Annotated in this window: 29 protein-coding genes and 1 tRNA gene; 17 read left to right on the plus strand and 13 right to left on the minus strand. The window is 67.7% G+C overall.

All coding sequences use genetic code 11. The features are described from left to right. Positions 1 to 24: 24 nt before the first annotated feature. Positions 25 to 351 carry a hypothetical protein gene (locus ACSVDM_RS06010; RefSeq protein ID WP_439263453.1) on the minus strand — a complete coding sequence of 109 codons (327 nt, stop codon included), beginning with the start codon at positions 349 to 351 and terminating at the stop codon, positions 25 to 27. A gap of 165 nt (positions 352 to 516) precedes the next feature. On the opposite strand from ACSVDM_RS06010, the gene ACSVDM_RS06015 reads away from it, so the two are divergent. Then, positions 517 to 780 (plus strand): recombinase family protein, encoded by a 264-nt coding sequence (locus tag ACSVDM_RS06015; protein ID WP_439263751.1) that lies wholly within the window; start codon positions 517 to 519, stop codon positions 778 to 780. Positions 781 to 813: 33 nt separating this feature from the next. Further along, complete coding sequence (locus ACSVDM_RS06020; protein ID WP_439263455.1) at positions 814 to 1257, plus strand: zinc ribbon domain-containing protein; 444 nt, start codon at positions 814 to 816, stop codon at positions 1255 to 1257. A gap of 662 nt (positions 1258 to 1919) precedes the next feature. Here the strand turns inward: ACSVDM_RS06020 and ACSVDM_RS06025 are convergent. After that, positions 1920 to 1992: transfer RNA gene (locus tag ACSVDM_RS06025), tRNA-Asn, on the minus strand. Between the two features lie 197 nt (positions 1993 to 2189). On the opposite strand from ACSVDM_RS06025, the gene ACSVDM_RS06030 reads away from it, so the two are divergent. Further along, the gene (locus ACSVDM_RS06030) at positions 2190 to 2441 is read left to right on the plus strand and encodes a hypothetical protein (RefSeq protein ID WP_067486858.1); all 252 of its coding nucleotides are present in this window, start codon (positions 2190 to 2192) and stop codon (positions 2439 to 2441) included. Here ACSVDM_RS06030 and dnaG read toward each other — a convergent pair. The 4 genes from dnaG to ACSVDM_RS06050 all read right to left on the minus strand — a co-directional run bounded on the left by dnaG (position 2438) and on the right by ACSVDM_RS06050 (position 7127). Further along, positions 2438 to 4378 carry a DNA primase gene (gene dnaG / locus ACSVDM_RS06035; RefSeq protein WP_439263457.1) on the minus strand — a complete coding sequence of 647 codons (1941 nt, stop codon included), beginning with the start codon at positions 4376 to 4378 and terminating at the stop codon, positions 2438 to 2440. The two genes, ACSVDM_RS06030 and dnaG, sit on opposite strands and share 4 nt — an antisense overlap. Before the next feature lie 23 nt (positions 4379 to 4401). Further along, on the minus strand, positions 4402 to 5655 hold the full coding sequence (locus ACSVDM_RS06040; protein WP_356985105.1) for a deoxyguanosinetriphosphate triphosphohydrolase: 1254 nt from the start codon (positions 5653 to 5655) through the stop codon (positions 4402 to 4404). 1 nt (position 5656) lies between these two features. After that, complete coding sequence (locus ACSVDM_RS06045) at positions 5657 to 6235, minus strand: YdcF family protein (protein WP_439263752.1); 579 nt, start codon at positions 6233 to 6235, stop codon at positions 5657 to 5659. A 214-nt stretch (positions 6236 to 6449) separates the two neighbouring features. Further along, positions 6450 to 7127: an MBL fold metallo-hydrolase gene (locus tag ACSVDM_RS06050; RefSeq protein ID WP_439263459.1), complete on the minus strand. Its 678-nt coding sequence runs from the start codon at positions 7125 to 7127 to the stop codon at positions 6450 to 6452. A 74-nt stretch (positions 7128 to 7201) separates the two neighbouring features. Between ACSVDM_RS06050 and ACSVDM_RS06055 the strand changes: the two genes are divergently transcribed. Together ACSVDM_RS06055 and ACSVDM_RS06060 are read left to right on the plus strand one after the other, a co-directional pair. Continuing rightward, positions 7202 to 9259 carry a TPM domain-containing protein gene (locus tag ACSVDM_RS06055; protein ID WP_439263461.1) on the plus strand — a complete coding sequence of 686 codons (2058 nt, stop codon included), beginning with the start codon at positions 7202 to 7204 and terminating at the stop codon, positions 9257 to 9259. Between the two features lie 44 nt (positions 9260 to 9303). Beyond that, entirely contained in the window at positions 9304 to 10122 is an 819-nt protein-coding gene (locus ACSVDM_RS06060) for a MerR family transcriptional regulator (protein ID WP_439263463.1), read from the plus strand. 143 nt (positions 10123 to 10265) lie between these two features. On the opposite strand, the gene ACSVDM_RS06065 is transcribed toward ACSVDM_RS06060, so the two are convergent. Further along, positions 10266 to 11522 (minus strand): phthiocerol/phthiodiolone dimycocerosyl transferase family protein, encoded by a 1257-nt coding sequence (locus tag ACSVDM_RS06065; protein WP_439263465.1) that lies wholly within the window; start codon positions 11520 to 11522, stop codon positions 10266 to 10268. A 115-nt stretch (positions 11523 to 11637) separates the two neighbouring features. Next, on the minus strand, positions 11638 to 13038 hold the full coding sequence (locus ACSVDM_RS06070; protein WP_210740697.1) for a glycine--tRNA ligase: 1401 nt from the start codon (positions 13036 to 13038) through the stop codon (positions 11638 to 11640). Between the two features lie 179 nt (positions 13039 to 13217). Here ACSVDM_RS06070 and ACSVDM_RS06075 point away from each other — a divergent pair, with 179 nt between their 5' ends. From ACSVDM_RS06075 to ACSVDM_RS06115, 9 genes are all read left to right on the plus strand, one after another. After that, the gene (locus ACSVDM_RS06075; RefSeq protein ID WP_067486782.1) at positions 13218 to 13568 is read left to right on the plus strand and encodes an ArsR/SmtB family transcription factor; all 351 of its coding nucleotides are present in this window, start codon (positions 13218 to 13220) and stop codon (positions 13566 to 13568) included. 5 nt (positions 13569 to 13573) lie between these two features. Further along, positions 13574 to 14017 (plus strand): Fur family transcriptional regulator, encoded by a 444-nt coding sequence (locus tag ACSVDM_RS06080; RefSeq protein ID WP_067487122.1) that lies wholly within the window; start codon positions 13574 to 13576, stop codon positions 14015 to 14017. Between the two features lie 85 nt (positions 14018 to 14102). Then, positions 14103 to 14396 (plus strand): hypothetical protein, encoded by a 294-nt coding sequence (locus ACSVDM_RS06085; protein ID WP_439263467.1) that lies wholly within the window; start codon positions 14103 to 14105, stop codon positions 14394 to 14396. Beyond that, complete coding sequence (locus ACSVDM_RS06090; RefSeq protein ID WP_439263469.1) at positions 14396 to 16198, plus strand: alpha/beta hydrolase; 1803 nt, start codon at positions 14396 to 14398, stop codon at positions 16196 to 16198. The genes ACSVDM_RS06085 and ACSVDM_RS06090 overlap by 1 nt, the downstream gene beginning before the upstream one ends. Beyond that, complete coding sequence (locus ACSVDM_RS06095) at positions 16195 to 16695, plus strand: hypothetical protein (protein WP_439263471.1); 501 nt, start codon at positions 16195 to 16197, stop codon at positions 16693 to 16695. Before ACSVDM_RS06090 ends, ACSVDM_RS06095 begins: the two co-directional genes overlap by 4 nt. 89 nt (positions 16696 to 16784) lie before the next feature. Continuing rightward, positions 16785 to 17357, plus strand: coding sequence for a DUF3558 domain-containing protein (locus tag ACSVDM_RS06100; protein WP_439263473.1), 573 nt, complete (start codon positions 16785 to 16787; stop codon positions 17355 to 17357). Between the two features lie 12 nt (positions 17358 to 17369). Further along, the gene (locus tag ACSVDM_RS06105) at positions 17370 to 17750 is read left to right on the plus strand and encodes a hypothetical protein (protein ID WP_439263475.1); all 381 of its coding nucleotides are present in this window, start codon (positions 17370 to 17372) and stop codon (positions 17748 to 17750) included. After that, the gene (locus ACSVDM_RS06110; RefSeq protein ID WP_439263477.1) at positions 17747 to 19063 is read left to right on the plus strand and encodes a hypothetical protein; all 1317 of its coding nucleotides are present in this window, start codon (positions 17747 to 17749) and stop codon (positions 19061 to 19063) included. The genes ACSVDM_RS06105 and ACSVDM_RS06110 overlap by 4 nt, the downstream gene beginning before the upstream one ends. Next, positions 19050 to 19808 carry an ESX secretion-associated protein EspG gene (locus ACSVDM_RS06115; RefSeq protein ID WP_067486762.1) on the plus strand — a complete coding sequence of 253 codons (759 nt, stop codon included), beginning with the start codon at positions 19050 to 19052 and terminating at the stop codon, positions 19806 to 19808. Before ACSVDM_RS06110 ends, ACSVDM_RS06115 begins: the two co-directional genes overlap by 14 nt. A 5-nt stretch (positions 19809 to 19813) precedes the next feature. Here ACSVDM_RS06115 and ACSVDM_RS06120 read toward each other — a convergent pair whose 3' ends face one another. Further along, a complete protein-coding gene (locus ACSVDM_RS06120; protein ID WP_439263479.1) occupies positions 19814 to 20116 on the minus strand; it encodes a hypothetical protein in 303 nt (100 codons plus the stop codon). Positions 20117 to 20272: 156 nt separating this feature from the next. On the opposite strand from ACSVDM_RS06120, the gene ACSVDM_RS06125 reads away from it, so the two are divergent. Then, positions 20273 to 20800: an HAD domain-containing protein gene (locus ACSVDM_RS06125; protein WP_439263481.1), complete on the plus strand. Its 528-nt coding sequence runs from the start codon at positions 20273 to 20275 to the stop codon at positions 20798 to 20800. A 280-nt stretch (positions 20801 to 21080) separates the two neighbouring features. On the opposite strand, the gene ACSVDM_RS06130 is transcribed toward ACSVDM_RS06125, so the two are convergent. After that, a complete protein-coding gene (locus ACSVDM_RS06130) occupies positions 21081 to 22046 on the minus strand; it encodes a hypothetical protein (RefSeq protein ID WP_439263483.1) in 966 nt (321 codons plus the stop codon). Between the two features lie 102 nt (positions 22047 to 22148). Between ACSVDM_RS06130 and ACSVDM_RS06135 the strand changes: the two genes are divergently transcribed. Beyond that, a complete protein-coding gene (locus ACSVDM_RS06135; RefSeq protein WP_439263485.1) occupies positions 22149 to 22751 on the plus strand; it encodes a TetR/AcrR family transcriptional regulator in 603 nt (200 codons plus the stop codon). Positions 22752 to 22868: 117 nt separating this feature from the next. After that, entirely contained in the window at positions 22869 to 23612 is a 744-nt protein-coding gene (locus tag ACSVDM_RS06140; protein WP_067486744.1) for an LGFP repeat-containing protein, read from the plus strand. A gap of 3 nt (positions 23613 to 23615) precedes the next feature. Here the strand turns inward: ACSVDM_RS06140 and ACSVDM_RS06145 are convergent, their stop codons facing one another. The 3 genes from ACSVDM_RS06145 to recO all read right to left on the minus strand — a co-directional run bounded on the left by ACSVDM_RS06145 (position 23616) and on the right by recO (position 25745). Further along, complete coding sequence (locus tag ACSVDM_RS06145; RefSeq protein WP_243749936.1) at positions 23616 to 23969, minus strand: hypothetical protein; 354 nt, start codon at positions 23967 to 23969, stop codon at positions 23616 to 23618. A gap of 74 nt (positions 23970 to 24043) precedes the next feature. After that, the gene (locus ACSVDM_RS06150; protein ID WP_067486738.1) at positions 24044 to 24856 is read right to left on the minus strand and encodes an isoprenyl transferase; all 813 of its coding nucleotides are present in this window, start codon (positions 24854 to 24856) and stop codon (positions 24044 to 24046) included. A 91-nt stretch (positions 24857 to 24947) separates the two neighbouring features. Then, positions 24948 to 25745, minus strand: a complete 798-nt coding sequence (recO, locus tag ACSVDM_RS06155) for a DNA repair protein RecO (RefSeq protein WP_439263488.1) — start codon at positions 25743 to 25745, stop codon at positions 24948 to 24950. Positions 25746 to 25802: the final 57 nt, after the last annotated feature.

A 25802-nucleotide genomic window follows, 5' to 3' on the forward strand; every position in this document is an offset into this window, starting at 1 on the left:
ATTACAATTCGAACCTCGGTGTTGTCAGACTTCGAATCCGAGTACCGAGGCGAGCTGTTCGGCGTCGGCTCGGACCGTGGCACCGCCGCCTTCGACGAGGTCGGGCACCGCGGAGCGGGCGAAGCGGGAGAACCCGAAGGTGTCCGGCGATTCCCGGTTCGCTTTCGACAGCAGGGTGACAGTGGCGAGAGGTTCGTCGCGCATGTGGTGTGCGCGTGCGGTTTCGGAGGCGTGGAAGCTGCGGCGCGTTGCGGACGGCATCTTGTCCAGGTCGACCCTGGCAGCCTGCTGGATGGCGTAGCCGCTATGCATGAGGTCGGCGTGGATGGTGATCATGTACGCGTCGACCATGGCGCGACCGAAGATTAGCCATGGAATGCACGTAGTCCTCGCCCAAGGCTCGCGGCGCCCGGTCGGCGTCGTCCCAATGGCGAAGCGCATCGCCTTCTCGGCCGATCTTCGCGTACGACAAAGCCATGGCCAGATACAGCAGTCCCCACAGGGCGAGGTCCGGACCTGCTTTGTCGGGGCTCAGCAGCGCGCACATCTGGTTCGCGAGTTCGACGCGGGCTCGTGTTCCTCGCCCGCGCCGGGGTCATCGACGTGCTCGTGGTCTACCGGGTCGACCAGTTCTCCCGCAACCTGCGCGACCTGGTCACCCTCCTCGATGAGCTCGACCAGGCCAAAGTCGTGTTCCGCTCCGCCACAGACCCATTCGACACCTCCAACCCGATGGGGCGGATGCTGGTGCAGATTCTGGGCATGTTCGCCCAATTCTAACCCGACACCGTCATCGACCGCGTCATCGCGGGCATGGAACGCAAAGCCGCCCAAGGACTGTGGAAGGGCAGCAAACGGCCCTACGGCTACCGAGTCGACAAAACCACACAGACGCTAGTGGTCGACGAGGCCGAAGCCGTGGTGGTGCGCATGATCTTCGACCTCTATTCCTGCCGCCCTCATCGACACCGACACCTTCGACCACGCCCAGCGGTCCTCGACGCACGTGGAGAATCCCACGCCCACCGCGCCGCAAACTCCTCGGACTATCTGCTCACCGGACGCCTGCGCGGCCCACGTTGCGGGCGGGCCATGATCGGCACCCGAGCGACCGGGCGTTCCCGCTCCTACCGCTATTACACCTGTTTCAATCGTGCACGCTACGACAGCGACAAGTGTGCTTCACCCGTCTCGACGCCGACTCAGTCGATGCTGCCGTTCTGGAAGCTTGGGCAAGTTCTACCGCACTCGTCATGATCTGACCAGTCAGGCAATCGCCGCTCAGCAGCGACGCCACCACTATTTGAGTAGTGACACCCGCATCGAACTGGAAGCTGTCACCGCTGAGCTCACCAAGGCCCAGCAGGCGATCGATCGTTATCTGAACGCCTTCGAAACGGCACCCTCGATCCAGCTCCTCGCCGGACGACTGGGCGAATTGCGTACCAAACAACCCAGCTCGCCACCCGCCGCGACCAACTCACGACCACGCTCGACAACGAGCCCGTCGCCCCCGAGACCGCTACACTCGACGACATCGCTGACCACATCGCGGAAATCATCGCCACTGGCACCCGCGCCCAAGCCAAAGCACTCATCGAGACCATCGTCGCCCAGGTCGCCATCATCGGCCCCGACCGCCTCGTCCCCACCTCCCGCATCCCCTAACCCGGAAACGACCTTGGGGCTGGTTCGTACCATGACACGATTGGTGGAGCTAAGGGGACTCGAACCCCTGACTCCCACTCAGCAGCTGAGGTTAACCCAGGATCACAGTTGAGACGTCTGGTGGGCCGGACCTACGGCCGTCACGGTGCTGCACGCCAGCAGTACTAACCGGATTTCTTGGCGTATTTTTGGTCGCGGCCCACATACGAAACAGGTCAGGCACGGTAACCGTGCCTGACCTGGTGGTTATGCTCCCCCATCTGGACTCGAACCAGAAACCTGCCGATTAACAGTCGGCTGCTCTGCCAATTGAGCTATAGGGGAATATTCTGAGCTGTTGGGCTCGGGTCAGCTTGGCTGGCTGAACGAGATGAAACTTTAGCGTATGGGGTCGTGGGTTCCCAAATCGGGCCGCTACCTGCGGACATGTGGAGGGCGAGGCGGGGTGGGGTGGATCGACAGGGGTGGGGTGAGTCGGGCAGGATGGGGCGCGCACACAGACGTGGGAGGAGCTCCAGGAGATGCTGCGGTTGATCATCGGCGTGGCGGCCGGGTATGTGCTCGGCACGAAGGCCGGGCGGGCGCGCTATGAACAGATCAGTGCGGCGACACGGGCGGTGACGGGTAGCCCCGTGACGAAGAAGCTGGTGTCGGTGGGCAGGCAGAAGCTGTCGGACAAGTTGAGCACTCAGCCGAAGCTGGAGCCGATGGAGCCGCTCGACGAGCGGACCACGGTGATGGTGCCGCACAACCAGCTGCGCCGGGGGCGTTAGACGCCGGTGACGTTGGGGTCGTTGCCCATGGCCCGCTGTCCGAGGTCCTTGCGGTACGCCTCGAGGGCCACCAGGTCGCCGAACAGCTCCATGTAGCCGTCGGGCTGATCGGACGCCGACATGCGCTGCAGGCGTGACTTCAGCTCGGCGATCTGGCGGCCCACCCAGATCTCCTGCACGCGCGCGAGCACCCCGGAGATGAGCCGTGGCACGTCCTCCTGGGTGCGGACGGGCAGTTGTTCGTTGGCCAGCTCCGAGACGAGGGCCCGGATGAGCAGGTCCTCGCTCTGGTCGGCCACTGCGGCGACCCACTCGGCGCCGGTGAGACCCGATGCGGTGCCGCCGGCTTTCGCGATCATCAACCGGACCATCACGTAGGCGGGGTGGATGAACGCGTCGGCCTCGACGTCGTCGAAGGCCGGGCCCGCGATCCCCGGGTATTGCAGAGCCGCGCAGAGGCTTTGGCGCTGGGCGAGCAACGTCGGTTCGCGGGGGTCGGGTCGGGCCGAGTCGCCGTTGCCGCGGGTGGGTGCGACAGGCCGTGGTGCGACGGCACCTCGCCGGCCACCCTTGTCGTCGGCGGACGCCGCGCCGCCGCGGAAGTGCTTGCGGGCTTCGTCACCGACCTGGCGCACCAGGGACTGGATGTCGTCCACGCCGAGCCAGCCGGCCAGCTTCGTCGCGTAGCCCTTGCGGGTCGCGTTGTCCTTGATCTGGGCGACCACCGGAACCGCACGCCGTCGCGCCTCGACCTGTCCTTCGACCGTGTCGAGGTTGTATTCGGCGAGCACGCCACGAATCACGAACTCGTAGAGCGGGGTTCGGCGGGCGACGAGGTCGCGCACGGCGGAATCGCCCGAGCGCTGACGCAGCTCGCACGGATCCTGCCCGTCGGGCGCCACCGCGATATAGGTCTGCCCGGCCAGCCGCTGGTCGCCGCTGAAGGCCTTCAGCGCGGCCGCCTGGCCCGCCGCGTCGCCGTCGAAGGTGTAGATGATCTCGCCGCGCCAGAAGTTGTCGTCCATCAGCAGCCTGCGCAGCACCTGCAGGTGTTCTTCACCGAAGGCCGTTCCGCAGGAGGCGACGGCGGTCTTCACCCCGGCCAGGTGCATGGCCATCACGTCGGTGTATCCCTCGACGACCACGGCCTGATGCCCCTTGGCGATCTCACGCTTGGCGTGGTCGAGGCCGAACAGCACCTGAGACTTCTTGTACAGCAACGTTTCCGGCGTATTCACGTACTTGCCGGGCATGGTGTCGTCGTCGAAGATCTTGCGGGCGCCGAATCCGATCACCTCGCCACCGAGATTGCGGATGGGCCACAGCAGCCTGCGGTGGAAGCGGTCGATCGGGCCGCGTTTGCCCTGCTTGGACAGCCCGGCGGCTTCCAGCTCCTTGAACTCGAAACCGAGGCGCTGCAGGTGTTTTGTGAGGGCGTCCCAGCCGGCGGGCGCGTAACCGCAGCCGAACTGCTGCCAGACGGCCTGGTCGAAGTTGCGGTCGGTCAGGTACTTGCGGGCGGCCTCGGCCTCGGGTTCGTACAGGCGCGCGGCGTAGAACTCCTGCGCGGCGGCGTTGGCGGCGACCAGCCGCGAGCGGGTGCCCCGGTCGCGCTGCACCGAGGTGCCGCCGCCCTCGTAGTTGATCTGGTAGCCGATGCGGTCGGCCATCTGTTCGACGGCCTCGACGAAACCGATGTGCTCGATCTGCTGCAGGAACTTGTAGACGTCACCGCCCTCGCCACAGCCGAAGCAGTGGAACAGGCCGTGATTGGGCCGCACATGGAACGACGGGGACTTCTCGTCGTGGAACGGGCACAGGCCTTTGATGGAGTCGGCACCGGCGCGTTTGAGCGCCACGTACTCTCCGACAACGTCTTCGATCCGGACACGTTCACGGATCGCCGCGATATCGCGATCTGGGATTCGTCCGGCCACGCGGCAAGTCTAGTGGGTCCAGGTCAGCGGCAGTCCAGCGCGGTCGCGACCCGCTCGAAGCGGCTTTCGGTGTAGGAGGCGATCTGGTCGATCACCACGCGCACCCGGGCGGTGTCGTCGGTGGCGGCGTTCCACCAGGGCAGCATCTGATCGTCGAGGTGGGCCGGAGCGGTGGTGAGCAGGCGGTCCGCGACGGCCTGGACACGTTCGCGCTGGGTCTGCTGCCTGGCCAGGTGCCCACGATCGGAACGCACGTACCGCAGCGCGACCGTCTTGAGCACGGCCACCTCGGCCGCGACCACCGGCGGCACGATCAGATCGGCCTCGTAGCGCATCAGCGGGCCCGGCCCGGCGTGCTCCTGGGTGGCGACGATGGCGGCGGTGGCGAAGCGCCCGACCAGTTCGCTGGTGAGCCGTTTCAGGGCGACCGACGCGGCGAAGGTGCCGTCGTAGCCCGCCGCCTCGGCGACCACGTCGAGTTCGGACAGCCGTTGCGCGGCGGCTGCCAGGGCATCGATCGACTGGTCGGGGTGTTCGCCGTGGCCCTGTTCGGCCAGGGCCGCCTGTTCGGCGGGGTCGGCGAGGGCACGCAGATCGATGCGGCCGACGATCACGCCGTCTTCCACATCGTGCACGGAGTACGCCACGTCGTCGGACCAGTCCATGATCTGGCATTCCAGGCTCTGCTTGCGCTCGGGAGCGTCCTTGCGCACCCACGCCAGGCGCTCCAGATCGTCGACGTAGGCACCGAACTTGGTGCCGGAACCGCTTCTGCCCCACGGGTATTTGAGCGTGGCGTCGAGGGCGGCGCGGGTGAGGTTGAGTCCGGCGCTCTCGCCGTCGGCATCGAGGACCTTGGGCTCGAGGCGGGTGAGGATCCGCAGATTCTGGGCGTTGCCCTCGAAACCACCGTAGGCGTCGGCGAATTCGTCGAGGGCGCGTTCGCCGTTGTGGCCGTAGGGCGGGTGGCCGATGTCGTGGGCGAGGCCGGCCAGATCGGCGAGGTCGGGGTCGGCGCCGATGCCGTCGGCGATGCTGCGCCCGATCTGGGCGACCTCGAGCGAATGGGTGAGCCGGGTACGCGGGGTGTCGCCTTCGCGTGGACCCATGACCTGGGTTTTGTCGGCGAGGCGACGCAGCGCGGCCGAGTGCAGCACGCGCGCCCGGTCCCGGGAGAATTCGCTGCGGTGGCCCTTGCCCGCCGCACCCGGCCAGGCGGTTTTGCCCGGCTCGGTGACCATGCGTTCGCGGTCGTGCGGGGTGTAGGTATCGGTCATCTCACTGTCCCGCCTCGTAAGGGAAATCTGCCGAGAAATGAGTGAGCTGGTACCACAGCAGCGCACCGGTTTCGCGGGCGATGCCGTGGAATTGCGACTCCCTCGTGTAGACGGCCGGCCCGGTGCGGGTGGGTGCGGTCCAGGCGTGCAGACCGGCGTCTCGCGCCATCGTCCTGGTTCGCAGTGAATGCCACGGGTCGCTCACGAGTACGGCCGATGACAAGCCGCTCTCGTGCATGGCGGCGGCGACGGCCTCGATGCTGCGCAGGGTGTCGGATCCCGTTTCGACGGCGAGGATGTCGCCGCTCCGCACGCCCTTGTCCTCGAGATATTGCTTGCCCGAGGCGGCTTCGGTGTAGAGGTCGCCCTCCTGCTTGCCGCCGACGGTGATCACCAGGGGCGCCACACCCGTCTCGTAGAGCCGCCACGCCTGGTACAGCCTGGCCTCGAAGACCGACGACGGCGTCCCCGAATACTGGGCGGCGCCGAGCACCACGATCGCGTCGGCCGGGGTGTGGTCGTCGATCCGCGCGACCTGCCACACCCGGAACGCCGTCCCACCGAGCAGCACCAAGCCCATCACGATCGCCCCGGCGACCAGCCTGGTGATCCAGATCGAGACCGTCGAGAGCAAGCCGCGCCGGTGTCGGGCATCCGGAGCGGGCACGGTCGTGCGCGAAGAACCCGATTTCACCTTGCTCAGTCTGCCAGGTGCCACCGACCGGTCGTCGGCTCAGCGGTCACTAGTGAATTCCGGTCCGGTGAACGACGCGGCGTGCCCGGTCGGCCTCGGACTACCAGCCGCGGGCACGCCACTCGGGCAGTTGGGGTCGCTCCGCGCCGAGGGTGGTGTCGTCGCCGTGACCTGGGTAGACGACGGTGTCGTCCGGGTAGCGGTCGAACAGCTTGGTGGTCACATCGGTGAACAGGGAGTCGAAATCCTCGGCGTTGTGCGTTTTGCCCACGCCGCCGGGGAACAGGGAGTCACCGGTGAACAGGTGGGTGCGGCCCGCGCCGTCGGTCAGGGCCAGCGCGATCGAGCCAGGGGTGTGGCCGCGCAGGTGGATGACGGTGAGGGTGAGTTCGCCCAGGTCGATCGTCTCGCCGTCGGCGAGGAGGCGGTCGGGGGTGACGGGCAGCGGTTCGGCGTCGAGGGGGTGCGCGGCCGACGGGACGGCGAGGGCGCCTGCCACATCCGCCAGCGCCCACCAGTGGTCGGGGTGCTGGTGCGTGGTGACGATGAGTTCGACCTGCCCCTCGGCCTCCTGGTTCACCAGTTCGAGGATGCGGTTCGCCTCGTTGGCGGCGTCGATCAGCAGGGTTGCCCCGGTGGCGGCGCATCGCACCAGGTAGGTGTTGTTGTTCATGGCGCCGACGGCCATCTTCACGATGCGGGCGCCGGGGACATCGCGCTGCTGAGCGTCGCCGCCGGGGGCGACCTGACCGGTGTAGCGGGCATCGACTGTGACCATGGTCCCGATGGTAGTGAGGCACGCGCCGACCTGTCGTACCCGTCTCACTCGGTCCGGGCCGTTAGATTCGACTCATGCCGCTGCCGAGGAAGAGTCCGCGCATCCGATCGGTGAGGTACGTCGAGCGAGCCCGCACGTCGTATCGACCAGCGGCGGGGCAACTCTGGGGCGCAGGCCCGGGGAAGCGATTCGTCGCGAATCTGCTCGGCGCGTTCCTGCTTCTGCTGTGTGCCCCGGCGGCCGGTGCGGAGCCACCGACGCGGATGGGTCCGCAACTGGTCGACTCCGCCGACGTGCTCGGCCCGGCGGACGAACAGCGGGTGCTCGGCGCCGTCGACGCCCTCTACCGCGATCACCAGGTGAAGCTCTGGCTCGTCTACGTCAACGATTTCGGGTCCATGTCCGCCCGTGACTGGGCAGCGCGCACGGCCGAGCTCTCCGATTTCGGCGATCGCGATCTGCTGCTCGCGGTGGCCGTCGACGACCGCGGCTACTGGTTCGACGGCATCCCACCCGCGAGCATCACCGACGCCGAGGTGGAGTCGCTGCTGGCCGACACGGTGGAACCCGATCTGCACGAACAGAAATGGGCGCAAGCGGGAATCGACACCGCCGAGGGACTTGGGGCGGCGGCGCGCGGTGGTGGCGCGTCGTCGGGCGTGCTGGTGTTGATAGCACTGGCCGTGGTGGTGGCGGCCGGTCTGCTCGTTCTGGTCATGCGTCGGCGTCGCCATGCCAAGGACAGGGCGGAACTCGCGACGGCACGCGGCATGGATCCCACCGATTCGGCTGCGCTATCGCGTCTTTCGCTGCCGACCCTGCACGCGTTGTCGAAGGAACGCCTGGTCGAGATCGACGACGCGGTGCGGACGAGCGAGGAGGAATTGGCGCTGGCGACCGGCGAATTCGGCGAGACGGCGGTGACCCCGTTCCGGAACGCCCTGGACGCGGCCCGTGCGGCGACCGCGAAGGCGTTCGCCCTGCGTCAGCAACTCGACGACGCCGTTCCCGAAACCCCCGATCAGCAGCGCGCCCTGCTGCTGGACCTGCTGGCGACCACCGGCAAGGCCGACCGCGAACTCGACGCCCAGGTGGCCGACTTCGACGCCATGCGCGATCTGCTCATCGACGCGCCCGCCCGCCTCGACGCTCTCACCCGCACCGTCGTCGAGCTCACCGCCCGCCTGCCCGCCGCCGACACCGAACTGGCCCGGCTCGACGCGACCTATCCCCCGGCGATGCTGACCTCCGTACGCGACAACGTGCGCATGGCCGGGGAGCGAATCACCTTCGCCCAGACCAATATCGACGCCGCCCGCGACGTACTCACGAAACCGGCCGGGCAGCAGGGTGGTGCGGTGGCCGCGATCCGCGCGGCCGAGGCCGCTCTCGGCCAGGCCCGCACGCTGCTCGACACCGTCGAGCACGCGGCGGCCGACATCCAGCAGGCCCGCGACGGATTGCCCGCCGCTCTGGACGAATTGCGCGCCGATCTCGCCGCCGCGTCCACCCTGACCGAATTCGGTGGCACCCAGCTCAGCGGCGCGATGGCCACCGCGACCACCACCCTGAACACGGTCGACGACGCCGACCCGCTCGGCGCCTTCCACGAGGTGGTCACCGCCGACGCCGACCTCGACCGAGCCATCGCCGCGGCCTCGGACCGCAAGCTCGCCTTCGAGGACCTGCGTCGCCGGCTCGACCGCACACTGCTCGACGCGACCAGCCGTATCGATGCCGCGTCGTCGTTCATCACCACGCGGCGCGGCGGTGTCGACGCCGAGGCGCGCACCCGGCTGGCGCAGGCGCAACGTCATCTCGATCAGGCGCGGCAGCAGGCAGGCACCGATCCCGAACTGGCGTTGCGGAGCGCGCAGGCCGCCGCCGAATCGGGTGGGCGGGCCCTGCAGGAGGCGGAGGCGAGCGTACGGGCCTGGGAGACAAGACAACCCATGTCCGGGAGTGGGCAGACCGGTGCGGTGCTCGGCGGCATCCTGCTGGACGGTCTGCTGCGCGGAGCGATCAGCGGCTCGCGCGGTGGTGGGTACGGCTCACGCGGGGGTGGGTACCGGCCCGGATCGTTCGGTGGCTCGTCGGGGTCGCGGCGGGTGAGCCGAGGCGGCAGATTCTGATCGTTGACTCTCACACTGTGTGAGGCCGTACACCGGAGGGCGTCATGTTCAGTATCGGAGATTTCGCCAGACACGGTCAGGTGTCGGTGCGCATGCTGCGCCACTACGACGCGGTCGGATTGTTGCGACCCGCCCGGGTCGATCCGGCCACCGGCTACCGGTTCTATTCGGCCGCGCAGCTGGCCAGGCTCAACCGGATCGTCGCGCTCAAGGGGCTCGGGTTCAGTCTCGAGCAGGTGGGCCGGATGCTCGAGCCGGGGCCACAACCCCGGGAGCTGCGCGGCATGCTCACGTTGCGCCGGGCGGAGCTGGAACAGCGGTTGACGGCCGACCGCGCGCGGCTGACCGAGGTCGAGGCGAGACTTCGCATCATCGAGAAGGAGGGCGTCATGCCCGAGCAGGATGTTGTGATCAAGTCCGTGCCCGCGGTGCGGGTGGCCAGGTCGAGCGGGGTGGCGGCGGGTTTCGAACCCGCCCACATCAGCCCGGTGATCCAGCCGTTGTTCCAGGGGCTCAGCGATCGGCTCGCGCAGGCGGGCATCGCGATCGCCGGTCCGGCCATCGCGTACTACGAGCCCGCCGACGACGGCACCGTGCGGGTGCACGCCTGTGTGCCGGTGAATGCCGAACCCGATGCGGTGCGGGATATTTCGATCGTCGACCTGCCTGCCGTCGATCGGGTGGCGACGACGGTCTACCACGGGAACGTAGGCGGAATCGGTGCCGCGTGGCAGGAGCTGGGTCGCTGGGTGGAGGACAACGGGTACCGCACGGCCGCCCCGGTGCGTGAGGTGACGCTCGAATGGACACCGGATCCGAACGGATGGGTCACCGAGTTGCAGGAACCACTGGCCGCGAGGTAGTCGAATCGGCCCGCCGCTGCGGGTGGACCCTCCATGCGGCGGGCGCGTGGCACGACTTCCGGTCGGCCGCGTGGTCGAGTCGACCAGCCGCCTGGCACCGGTGTCGCGTGGGCGGTCGGCCGTCCCCGATGCGCCGGGTGACTTCAGGCGGACGCTGCGGTTTCGCGTGAGCAGGCCCAAGTCAGTTCTGCGACAACGGCTGTCAGCAATTCGGCTGCGCGTGTCCCGCCACCGAGGCGGCCGATCGTCAGCCTGCCGAGATAGGTGTAGACGAGGAAGGTGACCGCCGCGGCCGTACCGGTGGACGGGCGTGGGTGGGCGGAGAGGTAGACGATCTCGTAGTCGTCGAGGATGAGTCCGGTCGGTGCGCGGAACAGCGGCACCGTTCCGGTGTTGGTGACGGCGATATGGCCCGCGATCGAGTGGATTCGGGTGGGGCCGTAGTAGTCCGGGAAGTGCAGCACCGACTGTTCGACGACGCCGTCGGCCAGGTCGTTGTGCAGGCTGGTGCCGATGCGGCGGGCCAGGTCGACGACATCGTCGGTGTCGTCGGTCGCGAACGCCGCGAGCCCGGACACGTTCGTCCCCGCCTCCGCCGCAACCGGTGGGTCGAGACGCCTGCGCAGATCCACCGGGTAGACACAGCCCACCCGCTCCCCGCCGTACACCCCGCGGTATGCCCGCAGCACGGCGGCGGTGACCAACCCGTTGACGCTCACCGCGTGCGCGCGAGCCAGCTCGAGCACGCGGGCGGTCTCGGCCGGTTCCAGCTGGACGCGAGCAGGTCTGGCGAGGGTGGCGGGCTCGGCGCGCTGCGACCCACCGGTCTCGGCCACGACGAGCGGCCGCGTCACCGCTTCCAGCCCCGACCTCGGCCCGCGTCCGATCCCCCGCTGCGCCAGCATCATCTCCAGCGACACCGGCAGCTCCCGCGCCCCCGCGATGATCTTCCCGGTCTCCACATGATCGGTGTAGTACCCCCACAGCCGCGCGAACAGCTCGACGCAATGCCCGGCGTCGGCCACCCCGTGGTGCACGAACAACGTGACCCTGGCCCGATCCTCTTCGGCGAGAACGACATCCAGGTACCCCAGCTGATCGGCGGGGTCCATGGTCTCGGCGGGCACCCGCACCTCGTCGGGATCACCGAAACTCACCCACGCGCCGACAGCCTCGAAATCGCCCGGCCGCAACAGGATTCCGTGTCCCTCGGAGTCCTCGACGATCCGGCACACCAGGATCGGGAACGCCCGCTGCAATGCCGCGAACGCCGCACCCAGCGCGGCGGCGTCGAGTTCCCCGTGCACCGTCACCGAGCGCCCGGTGAACGTGCCGTGCCGAACGAATCGTTGTTCCGACGGGTCGAGCACCCGCACCACGTCTTCCGGTTCCCACAGCACACCGAAATCGTGAACTACCCACCCAGCCGACGCAAACCGTCAGCTACACAGTGTGATCAACGCGGCTCGTGTCCGGACATGCGAAAGCCCGCGACGGGCGCGGGCTTTCGGTGGGTCAGGCGCCGATGAGGCGCGCGGCGAGGTAGGACTCGACCTGGTCGAGGGCGATGCGTTCCTGGGCCATCGAGTCGCGCTCGCGGACCGTGACGGCCTGGTCGTCGAGGGTGTCGAAGTCGACCGTGATGCAGAACGGGGTGCCGATCTCGTCCTGACGACGGTAGCGGCGGCCGATGGCGCCCGCGTCGTCGAAGTCGATGTTCCAGTTGCGGCGCAGCTGTGCGGCGAGGTCCTTCGCCTTGGGGGTGAGGTCGGCGTTGCGCGAGAGCGGCAGCACCGCGGCCTTGACCGGCGCCAGACGGCGGTCCAGGCGCAGCACCGTGCGCACATCGACGCCGCCCTTGGCGTTGGGTGCCTCGTCCTCGGCGTAGGCGTCGACCAGGAACGCCATCAGCGAACGCGTCAGACCGGCCGCGGGCTCGATGACGTACGGGATGTAGCGCTCACCGGAGGCCTGATCGAAGAAGCTCAGGTCGGTGCCCGAGTGCTCCGAGTGCGTCTTGAGGTCGTAATCGGTGCGGTTGGCGATACCCTCGAGCTCGCCCCACTCGCTGCCCTGGAAGCGGAAGCGGTACTCGATGTCGGTGGTACCGGCCGAGTAGTGCGACAGCTTTTCCTTCGGGTGCTCGAACAGGCGCAGGTTGTCCGGGTCGATGCCGAGGTCGGTGTACCAGGCCAGGCGGGTGTCGATCCAGTACTTGTGCCACTCGGCGTCTTCACCGGGCTTGACGAAGAACTCCATCTCCATCTGCTCGAACTCGCGGGTGCGGAAGATGAAGTTGCCGGGGGTGATCTCGTTGCGGAAGCTCTTGCCGATCTGGGCGATGCCGAACGGCGGCTTCTTGCGCGCGGTGGTCTCGACGTTCTTGTAGTTGACGAAGATGCCCTGCGCGGTCTCGGGGCGCAGGTAGTGCAGGCCCTCTTCGTCGTCGACCGGGCCGAGGAAGGTCTTGAGCAGGCCGGAGAAGTTCTTCGGCTCGGTCCACTTGCCGGGCTGGCCGGTCTCGGGGTCGTTGATGTCGGCCAGGCCGTTGGCAGGCGGGCGGCCGTGCTTCTCCTCGTAGGCTTCCAGGAGGTGGTCGGCACGGTAGCGCTTGTGCGTGTGCAGCGACTCGACCAGCGGGTCGGAGAACGTGGCGACGTGGCCCGAGGCCTCCCAGACCTGGCGGGGCAGGATCACCGAGGAGTCGAGGCCGACAACGTCTTCGCGGCTGGTGACCATGGTCCGCCACCACTGCCGCTTGATGTTCTCCTTCAGCTCCACGCCCAGCGGACCGTAGTCCCACGCCGACTTGGTGCCTCCGTAGATCTCACCGCACGGGTAGACCAGACCCCGGCGCTTGGCGAGGTTGGCAACGGTGTCCACCTTCGACTTGGGTGCCACGCGAGATTTCTCCATCCACTGCGAGTCGGTTTGTTCGGTAACCAACCTGCACGGTTTTCCGAACACATTTGGTCCAGCGTATCGGGCCGGGTCCAGCGAGATATCAGCAGCCGACCGATGCCACGCCGCGCCACATTCGACATGCGCACACTTGCATGTCAAAATGGTATCGGTTTCCATTAAGGAGTTGGTTGATGACCACCGATGCCGCGCCTGCGCACCAGCACAGCCCGTATCAGTCCCTGCCACCCGCGCCGGTGCCCGCGCGCACGGTGCTCGAGGACGCGGGTGAGCTGCTGCGCGCCCTGGCCGCCCCGGTGCGGATCGCGATCGTGCTGCAGTTGCGCGAGTCACCGCGCTGTGTGCACGAGCTGGTCGACGCGCTCGGGGTCACCCAGCCGCTGGTCAGCCAGCATCTGCGCATTCTCAAGTCGGCGGGCGTCGTGCACGGGGAACGCTCGGGTCGCGAGGTGCTCTACGAACTCGTCGACGATCATCTGGCGCACATCGTCGTCGATGCCGTCGCCCATGCCGAGGAAGGGTGAAACCGTTGGCAGACAACCACTCCGGCAAGCAGGTCGGTGTTCGCAGCACCCGTCAGCGCAGTGCCATCTCGGCGCTGCTCGGCGATATCGACGAGTTCCGCTCGGCGCAGGAGTTGCACGACGAACTTCGTAAACGCGGCGAGGGTATCGGCCTGACCACCGTGTACCGCACCCTGCAGTCGTTGGCCGACGCCGGCATGGTCGACGTGTTGCGCACCGATTCCGGCGAGTCCGTGTACCGCCAGTGCTCGAGCGGTCATCATCACCACCTGGTGTGCAGGCAGTGCGGCAGCACCGTCGAGGTGGAAGGCCCCACCGTGGAGGCGTGGGCCGAGGCGATCGCGGGCGAGCACGGCTTCACCCAGGTGAGCCACACGTTGGAGATCTTCGGCACCTGCCGCGACTGCGTGCGCGCCGCCGCCGAGAACAGCGAGTCCGCCTCCGTGTGACTCACATCACATGATGGAACCCTCGCTCCGCGTGCCCCGTCCAACCATCACAACGACGAGGCGCGGTAGCGGAGGAGGGGATTTCTTGAGTGGATTCTTGGGGGTCGAGCCCGGGCAGCTGACGGCGATGGCGGCCACCTGGCGTCAGGAAGCCGGGGCCGTCGAGGCGCTGAGCTGGGCGGTGATGAACGAGGCGACCGGCGAGGGAAGTGATGTGCTCGCCGTGCTGCGCGGTGTGCCCGATCCGGCGCGCCAGGCGATGACCTCGATCGCGACCAGATATTCGGCGCTGGCCGATCTGCTCGACAAGTTCTCGGCCGACATCGAGGCCGCCGACGGCGCGACCGCCGCCGAGATCACGAAGCTGGAGCCGCGCTGATGCGGCCGACGATCCCCCAGCTCGAAACCTGGAATCTCGACGCCGTGCACCGGGCGGCCGAGGCTACCCGCGCGAACGCCGACCTGCTGTCCACCTCGGTGGACGACTGTTCGCGCGCGCTGTCAGCGGCAGGGAGCTGGCACGGCCGGACGAAAGACGCGGCCACACAGCGCATCGATGAGGAAGTCGATCACGGGTACGAGGTACGGGCGGTGCTGCTGCGCATCGCCGACGACGCCGCTGATGTGTGTCAAGGTCTGAAGCACGCGAAAACGTATGTGCTGGAACAGAAGAACCTCGCCGTGTCGCAGGGGTTCACAGTTTCGGACGACGGTGCCCTGAGCCATACGGAGCCCGAAAAAGAGGGCGCCGCAGGGGTTTTCCAACTCAACCTGCGCAGCGGGCTGGACGAGATCGAACGGCTCGACACCCTGTTCGGTGGTCGGTTGCGCGAGGCGGTGGGTGATCTGGTCGCCATCCGCGATGGTCAGCCCAGCGTTGCCCTCATCGATGGCTCGATGCACGACCCCGACGCGGTGGTGACGCGGTTGGCGGCGCTGTCGCCCGACGAGCGCGCCGCCTTCCTGGCCGGATTGAGTCCGGAAGTCCAGCGTCAGCTGGTGATCGCCGCGCCGGAGACCCTCGGCAACCTCAACGGGGTGCCGTTCGCGATGCGGGTCGAGGCGAACGAGATCAACATCCGCAACGCGCTCACCAGGGAGAAAGCAAAGCCGGTGCCGGATGCGGCCCGGGTCGGGCAGCTGGAAGCCATGCTGTCGCCGATCCCGGATCCGGAGGCGACCGTCTCGGGCGCGGCGCTGGGCATGGTGGACCGCAAGTTCGTCATGTTCAGCACCGAGGGCAACGGGCGGATGATCGAGATGCTCGGCAGCATGCGAACCGGGGTACCCGGCGTCGGTGTCTACGTGCCGGGCACGAGCACCAACCTCAATGCGTCCGGGTCGAATCATGTGGCCGCCTGGAACCTGGCCGACCGGACCGGCGGGCCGATCTTCCTCTACATGGAGGGCGACTTTCCGCAGAGTCTCACCAGCCTGTCCGATGGTGCGCCGAGCCCGTCGTTCGCCGCGGAGATGGCGCCGAAGCTGGTCGAGTTCGGTCGGGAAGTGGATCGGGAGGTGAGCAGTCACGCGCCGGGCACGCCCGTGACGTACGTCGGTCATTCCTACGGCGGCTCGGTGGTGGGATCTGCCGAGCAACTCGGGCTGCGGGCCGACCGGATCCTGCACGCGTCGTCGGCGGGAACCGGTGTGTTCGAAGGTGGGTGGAACAACCCGAATCCCGATGTCCAGCGCTATTCGATGACCGCGCCCGGCGACCTCATCGGCGTTGTCCAGTCCTACCCGGATGCCGGGCTCAGCCTCCCCGGCCTGCGCCTGCCCGGCAACCCGCACGCCTCCGACGTCCTCGGCGGCGACCCCGACGAGGTTCCCGGGGTGATCCGGCTCGACACCGGCTACTACGGCGACAGCACGTCGCGTGCGGGTGAGGTCGTATTCGGCACCGACGGCCATGGCAAGTACTGGGACGATCCCGGATCGACTGCCTTCGGCAATATCGTCGGCGTCATCGCGGGAACGGACGCGAGGGCCTACGTGGAGCGAGGCATCGAAACCCCCTGGGTGGATGTGGGTCTCGGCGACAACGGCAACGGCGGCAAGGAAGCGTTCGACGCCGGTCGCGCCGCCACCGCACAGGCCGTCCTCGATATCGAGAACCCGTATGCCGACCCGCGCGTGACCGACAATCCGCAACTCGGCGCCCGGATCGAGATCCGATGAGAATCATTGCCGTGCTGGCGGTTTCGCTGGTGCTCGCGGGGTGCTCGCTGGTCGAGGAACACGGTCCGACCAATGAGGACATCATGCGGCGCTCGGGGCTGACCGTTGCCCAGAGCAAGCCGATTGTGGCCGAGAACTTCGAGCTGATCTGGCCGGAGGAGCTGTCCATCGACCCGGCGGCGGTCGACACGAGCACCGGGTGCCGCAGCAGGATGGACTCGATCAGCATGGACGGCCCGCCGTGGCGCCCCCGATATCAGCGGGAACAGGTCGACCCGTCGCAGGAGTTCATCGACCGGGCGATGGCCAATCTCGAGGCGATGACCGCACGCGGGTTCACCCTCGTGCCGAGTCAGAACCCCGATGCGGACCCGGTGAGCAGGTACTACCGGGATGCGCGCGGGTTCTCGGTGTCGTCGTCGCGCAGCCGGGTGGGGCCCGACAAGCAGGAGGTGCGCTTCACCATGGCGTCCACCTCACCGTGCGCTGCCGAGTGAGACTTCGGGGTGTCGCAGTGGGAGACAACAGTGGCTACGATCGCGGGAACGTCGTGCACGGTACCGGTTCTGCGGGAGGGATGACAGACATGGCAGTTCGACGGGGTACGGGCATGGTCGGGGTTGTGGCGGCGGTGGGGTTCGTCGTCGCCGGGTGCGGGAGTGAGCAAGGGGCGGCCACTCCGCAGCCGAGTCAGGTGAGTGTGGCGGCCAGTCCTACCTCGGTGGATGCCGAGGCGAAAGTGTGGGATCCGTGTTCGCTGCCGGATTCGGCGGTCGGTGGGGTGGGGTTGAATGTGGGGAGTAAGAAGAAGGATGTTGCGGGGGTGGATTTTTCGGGGTGGAAGGTGTGCAGTTGGAGCGATTCTGCCAAGCAGTACACGTTCTCAGTGATGTCGTCGGAGCACACCCTCACTGAGTCCAGGCAGCGCACCGATGAGTACACCGGATGGACCGAGCTCCAGGTCGGCGCTCACCAAGCTCTCGAGTTCCGGCCCATCGGCTCGGCCAACGACGTTGCCTGCTACGTCAGCGTAGAAGTCCCGAATGGTTCAGTCGATTTCAAAGTGCAGAACCGCGTCAGCGCAGTGGGCGCGCCAGAACCGTGTGGCGAAGCTCGGCGCTTGAGCACCGCGTTGGTCGACTATCTTCCCTCGAGCTGACAGGAGGCACGCATGGTTCTCGGTATAGACCCGGATCAATGGAGTCAGCTCCGCAGTTCGGCAGAAGCTGGCGAGCTGTCGCTCGATCCGGAAGTCGGCAAAGGCCTAGATCGCGCATGTGATTACCATCTCGATCGCCTCGAGGAAATCTACGAGACGATCGAAAGCGTCAGGAGGGTTTCAGGCTTCGGCACCTTCGACTCCAGCGAGGTACTGGCGAAGAAATTCTCGCTGACCGCATCCGGCGGCGACCGAGCACTGGACACTGTGCTCAGGCAACACATCGAAGTCGTCCAGACCGCGAAAGAGGTTGTCGCCAAGGCGATCGCGAATTTTGTCGCCCAGGACCAGGCGGCAGGCGACCAGATCTCCGCGACGGGAGAACACCTGTGACCTACGAGGATTACAAGAGCAGGGTGATCGCCGCGCAGGAACAGTGGAACATCGAACGGTCGAAGATCTACGCCAGCTATGCCGACGGCAACTACGCCACCATTTTCGACGGTGACCTGCAACCGCCGCACATCACCACTCCCGACAATTACGACAGCATGTCGCTCGAACAGATGCAGGCCGCGGTCGCCGCGATGAAACCCCGCCTGGTCGACGACGCCGTGACGGCCTGGGCGAATATCGGCATGAATCTGATGGGCACCTTCCTGAAGTTCAATCAGGAGTTCTCCCGCACCGTCACCGGCGCCAACGGGCGCGGCGGGTGGACCGGTGCGGCGGCGTCGGCGGCGGTCGCGGCGGTGAACAACTACTCGGAACGGTCGATCCCGCTGTCGCAGGCGGCGACCGCGATCAGCTGGAAGCTCACCGAGATGCGCACCGGCATCGAGCAGACGCAGGCATTGATGCCGGGGCTCACCGAGCGCGAGAATGTCACCGGTAAGACGCTGCCTGCCGAGGGGGTGATGAAGGTCGACGATCACAATCGCGAAGAGGCCACGCAGGAGGCGCGCAGGATTCTGCGCACCGTCTACAGCCAGGTGGCGGGGCAGGCCGATGTCGGGGTGCCATTCCTGCCGACCGCGCCGGTCATCGCAGGCGACGGCGGCGGTCCCGGTGGTCCCGGTGCTGGCGGTGGTGGTTCGAATACCGGTGATACTCCCGAAGATTCGGCAGGCAACAGCCCTGAGGACACCGGCGCGGGCGACGACCCGGCGACTACCGAGAACCCGAATTCCGATCCTGCGGCCACCACACCGCAAGCCACCGACCCGAGCTCGACCACCGCGCAGAGTTCCACAGCGACACCGCAGTCCAGCACGCCGTCCACTTCGGCCCCGTCCACCGGTTCGCCGACGGCGACCGGGCCCGGCGTGACCGCTCCCGGAGCGACCGGGCCCGGTGGCGGGAGCAACGGTGCCCGAGGTGGCGGCAGCAGCGCCGGCCGTGGAGGCGGCTCGGCAGCAGGCGGTCCGGCATCACCGGGCAAGTCGAGCCCCGGCAACCACTCCCCTGCCGCAGCTGCCGCCGCCGGGTCACGGGCAGGCGCGGCGGCAGGTGGCGGTCGCGGCGCACCCGGGATGGGCGCCATGGGCGCGCCCGGTGCCAGGGGCAGCGGCTCGGACGAGGAGCGGACCAAAGGCATTCCCGATTACCTGATCAACCAGGACAACGGCGACCTGCTGATCGGAACCGACGGAATCAAAACCGTGCCCCCAGTGATCGGCGGAGACCACGACAGTGCACCGAGTTGAGTTCACCGGCATCGAATTCGAGATCCTCTGGTCCGGTTACGGCCGCGACCGCCTCCCCTACCCACTCCAGTACCGCACCGACATCGCCGATTTCGACGAACTGAAACGCCACCGAGAAGCAGCCGTGGAGAAGCTGCTCGCCAAATACGATCCGGCGATCGAACAGGCCATCGATGTGCTGCTCGTACCGGATGCCAGGGTCGAGTCCAAAGGTTATGTCGGCCAGGACGTCTCGAACGTCATCCGATTCCATGGCGCCATCCGCGGCCGGGCCGGTGCCACCCTCGCCCAGGCGCCGGGGACCGCCGAGGACACCGGCAGCGATGTCGTTCTCACCTGTTGCACCGCGGATCAGGTCGCCGCCCTGACCGTCGCGGCCCTTCCCCGTACCAAGCCCGGCACCAAACCGCCCGTCGAGGTGCGTCGCGAACGTCTCGCCGAGGAAGAGGAACACTTCGAATACCGCGCGGGACGCCTGAGTTCCCTGGAACAACTCAACCGGATCTTCAACCGCCCCCGCCACGCCGTCGGCGAGATCTCCGCCCTCGCGGGCCCCGCCCTCGACTCCCGCCCCACCCCCGCCCGCAGCTTCTGGTGGATGGACTACCCCGACGGCCGCTACTACGTCAAAACCGGCGACCCCATCATCGCCGAACCCCTCCCCACCTCACGAATGATCGCCGGCATCCACCGCATGCTCACCCGAGCCCAGCGCTACCACCAGGAATTCGGCCCCAACCCCTGAATTCTCTACCGCTGTGGCGGCATCCCCTGCGGCGGATATCCGGGCTGCTGCGGGTAACGCTGCTGCACAGCATTCGGATTCCCCGGGTACTGCTGATACCCGGGCTGAGGCTGATACATCCCCTGCTGCGGGTACGCCCCCTGCTGCGGAAACTGCTGCCCCATCGGCGGAACCTGCCCCGGGTAATACGGCGGCACCCCACCACGGACAGGCGGCCGCCGAGACCCCGACGACACCTTCACGATCACAAGAATGATCCCCCCGAAAACCAGCGCGAACGCAATCAAACTACCCAATGCTTCGAACATATCCGCATCCTCTCACACCCGAGCGGGACACCCTCGATTCCCGAAAGGCATTGACGCAGACCATCTTCGACTGGTCACCATGTCGCGATGAAATCATCAGATCGTGGCCTACGGAGTAACACCCTAGATCGCGGCACAATCCACTAGCCTGCGAAGATGCCGAACGAGCTGCCTCGTCCACTGCTCTTCCTCGATGTCGATGGACCACTGCTCCCTTTCGGTGAAATACCTGAGCGCGACTCGGTTCCAGCGCCACGCCGCGAACCTCAGCCAGGCACCAATCCGCTCCTGGCACGTCTGGATTCCGCGCTCGGCCCACTGCTGACGGCGTTGCCGTGCGAGCCGGTGTGGGCAACAACCTGGATGCATGAGGCGAACCGCGTGGTGAGCCCGGCCCTCGGGTTGCCGACACTGGCCGTTGTGGAGTGGCCCGAGTCGCACAACGATCGCGTCGACGAATGGTTCGGATTGCATTGGAAGACACGCGCATTGCTCGCCTGGGCGTCGGGTCGCTCGTTCATCTGGATCGACGACGAAATCGGCGACGGCGACCGGGAATGGGTATCTGCTCACCACCATGGATGGGCGCTGCTCTACCGCGTCGAACCGCAGATAGGACTGCGCCACAATGATTTCCCTGTCCTATTCGACTGGATCCAGTCCCTGCCGGCTGAGAGCCGATAGTGACCAGACCTATGACTCCGTCGGCTACGCGACCGTTGACGACAAGCGGCCCGCTCCGTAAGTCGGTCGCATGAGGTTCAAGCGCTTCGCGAGCAGCGCGCTCGTTGCGAGCCCGGAGATCGACTCGGCGTGCAGCGATTACGCCCGCTATTCGCTGCACAATGTGAAGCGAATCCACTCGACGTCGATGTCCGCTGAACGCAGTGTGTGTGGTGGGCTTCCGAATGACGCAAAGATCCCCCACGCGAAAGTTGGTCGCGTGGGGGATCTTTGGTGATGGTCAGGCGGGGACGGGTTGGCGGGCTTCGGTGGGGTGGGGCTGGCGGGTGCGGAGGGCGCCCAGGCCCAGGAGGGCGATTCCGGCGATGGCCCAGGTGAGGAGGATGGTGAGGGGGAAGGTGGCTCCCGCACCGTCGAAGTAGGCGGTCGAGCGCATCAGGGTGGCGGCGGCGCCGGGTGGGAAGAGCTGGCCGAGGGTGCCCCAGGGCTGCGGGAGGAGTTCGGGTGCGGAGGTGGCGGCGGAGAAGGGGTTGCCGATGAGGAGCATGAGGAGGGCGCCGATGCCGATGCCCGCACGGCCGATGGTGGCGGCCAGGCCGACGATGGTCGCGGCTACCGCGAAGGAGGCGAGGGCGGCGATGGCGGCGAGGGCCAGGTAGGAGCCGGGGACGATCGAGAGCCAGGTGTGGAAGATCAGGGCGCTGAGGAGGCCGCCGACGATGCCGAAGGTGGCCAGGCCTGCCAGGCGGGCGCCGAGGGTGGAGACCGCCAGGGTGAGCAGGACGCCCGCGGCGATGCCGGACATGACCAGCGGGAGCACCATCGCGCCGAAGCCCGCGCCGCGTGGGTCGTCGGGGTCCGAGGCGATCACGTCTTCGACCGGGACGGAAGTGGCGCCGCCGAACTGCTGGGCGAGCGCGGTGAGCTGCTGGGCGACAGCCGGTGACGCGGCGGAGGCCACGAGCACCTGGGGTGCGCCGCCACCGGTGACGATCGCGCCGTAGACCTCACGGTCGGCGAGGGCGGCGCGGGCGGCGTCCGCGTCGGCGAGGGTGGTGATCTCGAACGCGTCGGGGCTGCGCTGCTGCAACTGCTGGCCGACCTGTGCGGCCTGTGGGCCGGCGACGGCGATCGGGAGGTCGCGCGGGGCGAGGTTGACCGCAGGCCAGGCGAACGCGATCAGCATCAGAGCCTGCAGCAGGGTGGCCGCGAGCCCGATACCGACTGCTCGGCGGGTGATCGTCATGGCATTTCTCCCTAAAAGCGAATGTTCGTTCTTTTTGTTGCCTCAACGATGACACCGCCCACGCTCGCTTGTCAAGAACGAGTATTCGTTTTACTTTTAGGCATGCCCAGAGTCAGCGAAGAACACCTGGAACGCCGCAGGCAGCAGATCCTCGACGCCGCGCAACTGTGCTTCGCCCGCAAGGGCTTCCACGAGACATCCATGCAGGACGTCTTCACCGAATCGGGCATGTCGGCGGGCGCTGTGTACCGGTATTTCGCGAGCAAGGACCAGATCATCTGGGCGCTCGTCGCACGCACCCTCGGGCCCTTGCGCGAGCTGCTGGCCAACAAGATCAGGGCAGAGGAACCGCCGACCCCGGCCGAGGTGGTTCACATGCTCACCGGCGAGATCGTCGCGCGCAGCGGCCCGGACGGACCGCTGCGGCTCGCACCGCAGGTGTGGGCGCTGGCGATGGTCCAGCCCGATGCCGCCGCGATCCCGGTGCGCGAGTCGATCGCGGGGATGCGGGAATTGTGGGTCGAGTACGCGACCAGGATGCGTGAGCTCGGCTGGGTCCCGGCCGACACCGATGTCGACGCACTCGCCAAGACACTGATCGGCCTCCTACCGGGTTTCATCCTCCAGCATCTGCTGCTCGACGACGTGACGCCGGAGGATTTCGCGCGCGGCGTCGACGTGATGCTTCCCGGGCCGCGGCCGTAGCTGTTGTCGCGAACCTCACTGTTGAGACCGGCGCGTTCGGGGTAGGTTCGGGGGCGGCACCGGAGGGGGTCCCGTGCGCCGGACATCGCCGATATCGATCCGACCAGGGAGTTTCCTGTGGCACTTCACCGACGAACGCTTCGCACACGCGGCCTGACCGTCCTGGCCGCCGTCACCGTGGCAGCCGCTGCCGCCGCCGGGACGGCACAGGCGAGGATGATCGGCGCATTCGAGGTGGGCGGTGCGATCGAAACCGAATACGACCAGGTGGGCGGCGCCGCACTGGGCGACCCCACCGGCCCGGAGGCCGACGCGGCGGCGGGCGGCAAGTACCAGACCTTCGCCAACAACGCGGCGATCTACTGGCACCCCGACACCAACGCCAACACCGTCGCGGGGCAGATCCGCGACAAGTACGCGGCCCTGGGCAACGAGTCGGGGACGCTCGGCTACCCCGTCACCCGCGAACTGTCCACCCCGGCGGGCAACGGCCGGTTCAACCACTTCCAGCGCGGCTCGATCTACTGGTCCGTCGGCACCGGCGCGCACCAGATCAGCGGCCCGATCAAGGACAAGTGGGCGGCGCTGGGCTGGGAGTCGAGCCCGCTCGGCTTCCCGCTCACCGATGTGGCCAAGGCGGGCAAGGCCGACGGCCAGTTCACGATGTTCCCCACCGGCGCCATCTACTGGTCCTCGACCACCGGCGCGCACGCGGTATGGGGCAGCATCCAGGCCGACTGGATCCGCGCGGGCGCCGAGAACGGCCGCTACGGCTACCCGACCAGCGACGAATACGACTACCAGGGCGGCAAGGCCCAGGACTTCCAGGGCGGCAAGATCACCTGGAAGCCGAGCAGCTAGCGGCTACGGCGCGAGCAAGCCCTGCCTGGCCTTGCTCGCGCCGGACAGCGTGAGCAGGAGCATGGTGGTGAGGGCCTGATCGTCGAGGCCCTCAGCCGGGAACGTGTAGCGCAGGATGATGTCGGCCAGTTTGCCGCGCGAGATCAGGGTGACCGAACCGAACTGGATCTCGGCGTTGCGTTCGGCGACCCGCTTGTGCAATTGCGGTTTCAGCGGTCGGTCCCAGGCCAGCACGCACGTCATCGACAGGACCGTGAGTCCCGGCGCCAGGGTGACGGCGCGGATCGACGACAGCGCGCCGTCGTACTCGAAACCGAGCGAACCGTCGGCGTCCACGCGCACGTCGATGTCCTGCATCTGCAGGCAGGCGCCGGTGCGCGCCTGCAGGTCCAGTTCGGGGGTGACCGTGGCGTCCATGTCGGCTCCGTCGCTCATTTGGTTCCACCGAAACGGCGGTCGCGCTTGGCGTATTCCAGGCACGCGGCCCACAGGTTACGCCGGTCGAAGTCGGGGAAAAGTGTGTCCTGGTAAACGAATTCGGCGTAGGCGGCCTGCCAGATGAGGAAGTTGGAGCTGCGGAACTCACCCGAGGGACGAAGGAACAGGTCCACATCGGGCATGTCCGGCTCGTCGAGGTAGCGGGCGACGGTCGACTCGTCGACCTTCTCGGGGTCGATCTCCCCCGCCGCCACCCGACGCGCGATTTCGCGTGCGGCGTCGGCGATTTCGGCGCGGCCACCGTAGTTGACGCACATGGTCAGCGTCATCACGTCGTTGTCCTTGGTGAGCTCCTCGGCCACCTCGAGTTCCTTGATGACGCTGCGCCACAGGCGCGGTCGGCGCCCGGCCCAGCGGACCCGCACACCCATCTCGTGCATCTCGTCGCGGCGGCGGCGGATCACGTCGCGGTTGAAGCCCATGAGGAAGCGGACCTCGTCGGGGCTGCGGCGCCAGTTCTCGGTGGAGAAGGCGTAGGCCGACAGCCACTTCACACCGATCTCGATGGAGCCCTCGACCGCGTCCATGAGCACGGCCTCACCACGTTCGTGGCCCGCGGTGCGCGGCAGACCACGCTCTTGAGCCCAGCGTCCGTTGCCGTCCATCACCAACGCGACGTGGTTGGGCACCAGCTCCGGCGGAATCGCGGGGGGGCGGGCACCGGAGGGGTGCTGCGACGGCGGACGGACAGTGCGGGTCGAGCTGCTCCCAGCGGCGGGGTCACGACGGAGGATCACGGCCTCCATCCTGCCTGATCCTCCGCCGCACTCCGCACGGGCTCCGACATCGCGGCCGGACCACACGACAACACGAGCTCCCCCGTCGATGCCCGATCCCTCACCGAGCCCCGCACGCGCTCCGACTCTCAGCCGCGCGGCCGGCCGTCGCGGCGCCGGGTTCGACGCGACTGCGCTCGATCAGCGGCAGGGTGCGCAGCTGGCGTTCCAGATGCCACTGCAGATGGGCGGCGACCAGACCGCTGGCCTGGCGGCGCACATTGTCGGGAACCTCCGCGATGTAGGCCCACTCCCCCTTGAGCAGCGCGACGAGCAGGTCGAGCACGCCCGCGGCGGGCGTGCTCGCGCCGGGTGGGCGGCAGTGCACGCACACCGCGCCACCGGCGGCGACGTGGAAGGCGCGGTGCGGGCCGGGCGTCGCGCAGCGGGCGCATTCGTCGAGCGCGGGTGCCCAACCGGCGAAACCCATGGCGCGCAACAGATATGCGTCGAGGATCAGCTCGTGGGGGCGCTGTTTCGCGGCGATGGCACGCAAAGCGCTCGCGGTGAGCGCGTGCAGTTTCGGGGCGGGGGCGCGTTCCTCACCGGCGAGACGCTCGGCGGTCTCGAGGATCGCGCAGGCGGTGGTGTAGCGGCCGTAGTCGTCGATGATGTCGGCGGCGAACGCTTCGACGGTGGTGACCTGGGTGACGATGTCGAGGGTGCGGCCGGGGTGCAACTGCACGTCGATGTAGGCGAACGGCTCGAGCCGGGCACCGAACTTCGACTTGGTCCGCCGCACACCCTTGGCGACGGCGCGCACCAGCCCGTGTTGCCTGGTCAGCAGCGTGACGATGCGATCGGCCTCGCCCAGCTTGTGCTGACGGACCACCACCGCCTCGTCCCGATACAACCGCACGCGCCCAGTCTTCCACGTCGCCCCGACACCGCGTCCACGGACACGGCGGACTCCCCT

The organism is Nocardia sp. JW2 (genome assembly GCF_051843015.1).
GTDB lineage: Bacteria > Actinomycetota > Actinomycetes > Mycobacteriales > Mycobacteriaceae > Nocardia > Nocardia coubleae.

Bases quoted from the DNA above. Each gene is read 5' to 3' on its own strand.
- ACSVDM_RS06130 (WP_439263483.1), bottom strand. From the start codon at position 22,046: ATGACGATCACCCGCCGAGCAGTCGGTATCGGGCTCGCGGCCACCCTG.
- ACSVDM_RS06145 (WP_243749936.1), bottom strand. From the start codon at position 23,969: ATGCAGGACATCGACGTGCGCGTGGACGCCGACGGTTCGCTCGGTTTC.
- ACSVDM_RS06100 (WP_439263473.1), top strand. From the start codon at position 16,785: ATGGCAGTTCGACGGGGTACGGGCATGGTCGGGGTTGTGGCGGCGGTG.
- ACSVDM_RS06090 (WP_439263469.1), top strand. From the start codon at position 14,396: ATGCGGCCGACGATCCCCCAGCTCGAAACCTGGAATCTCGACGCCGTG.
- ACSVDM_RS06010 (WP_439263453.1), bottom strand. From the start codon at position 351: ATGGTCGACGCGTACATGATCACCATCCACGCCGACCTCATGCATAGC.
- ACSVDM_RS06020 (WP_439263455.1), top strand. From the start codon at position 814: ATGGAACGCAAAGCCGCCCAAGGACTGTGGAAGGGCAGCAAACGGCCC.
- ACSVDM_RS06105 (WP_439263475.1), top strand. From the start codon at position 17,370: ATGGTTCTCGGTATAGACCCGGATCAATGGAGTCAGCTCCGCAGTTCG.
- ACSVDM_RS06050 (WP_439263459.1), bottom strand. From the start codon at position 7,127: ATGGTCACAGTCGATGCCCGCTACACCGGTCAGGTCGCCCCCGGCGGC.
- ACSVDM_RS06040 (WP_356985105.1), bottom strand. From the start codon at position 5,655: ATGACCGATACCTACACCCCGCACGACCGCGAACGCATGGTCACCGAG.
- ACSVDM_RS06030 (WP_067486858.1), top strand. From the start codon at position 2,190: ATGCTGCGGTTGATCATCGGCGTGGCGGCCGGGTATGTGCTCGGCACG.
- ACSVDM_RS06070 (WP_210740697.1), bottom strand. From the start codon at position 13,038: ATGGAGAAATCTCGCGTGGCACCCAAGTCGAAGGTGGACACCGTTGCC.
- ACSVDM_RS06125 (WP_439263481.1), top strand. From the start codon at position 20,273: ATGCCGAACGAGCTGCCTCGTCCACTGCTCTTCCTCGATGTCGATGGA.
- ACSVDM_RS06060 (WP_439263463.1), top strand. From the start codon at position 9,304: ATGTTCAGTATCGGAGATTTCGCCAGACACGGTCAGGTGTCGGTGCGC.
- ACSVDM_RS06135 (WP_439263485.1), top strand. From the start codon at position 22,149: ATGCCCAGAGTCAGCGAAGAACACCTGGAACGCCGCAGGCAGCAGATC.
- ACSVDM_RS06120 (WP_439263479.1), bottom strand. From the start codon at position 20,116: ATGTTCGAAGCATTGGGTAGTTTGATTGCGTTCGCGCTGGTTTTCGGG.
- ACSVDM_RS06095 (WP_439263471.1), top strand. From the start codon at position 16,195: ATGAGAATCATTGCCGTGCTGGCGGTTTCGCTGGTGCTCGCGGGGTGC.
- ACSVDM_RS06075 (WP_067486782.1), top strand. From the start codon at position 13,218: ATGACCACCGATGCCGCGCCTGCGCACCAGCACAGCCCGTATCAGTCC.
- ACSVDM_RS06150 (WP_067486738.1), bottom strand. From the start codon at position 24,856: ATGGAGGCCGTGATCCTCCGTCGTGACCCCGCCGCTGGGAGCAGCTCG.
- ACSVDM_RS06055 (WP_439263461.1), top strand. From the start codon at position 7,202: ATGCCGCTGCCGAGGAAGAGTCCGCGCATCCGATCGGTGAGGTACGTC.
- ACSVDM_RS06045 (WP_439263752.1), bottom strand. From the start codon at position 6,235: ATGGGCTTGGTGCTGCTCGGTGGGACGGCGTTCCGGGTGTGGCAGGTC.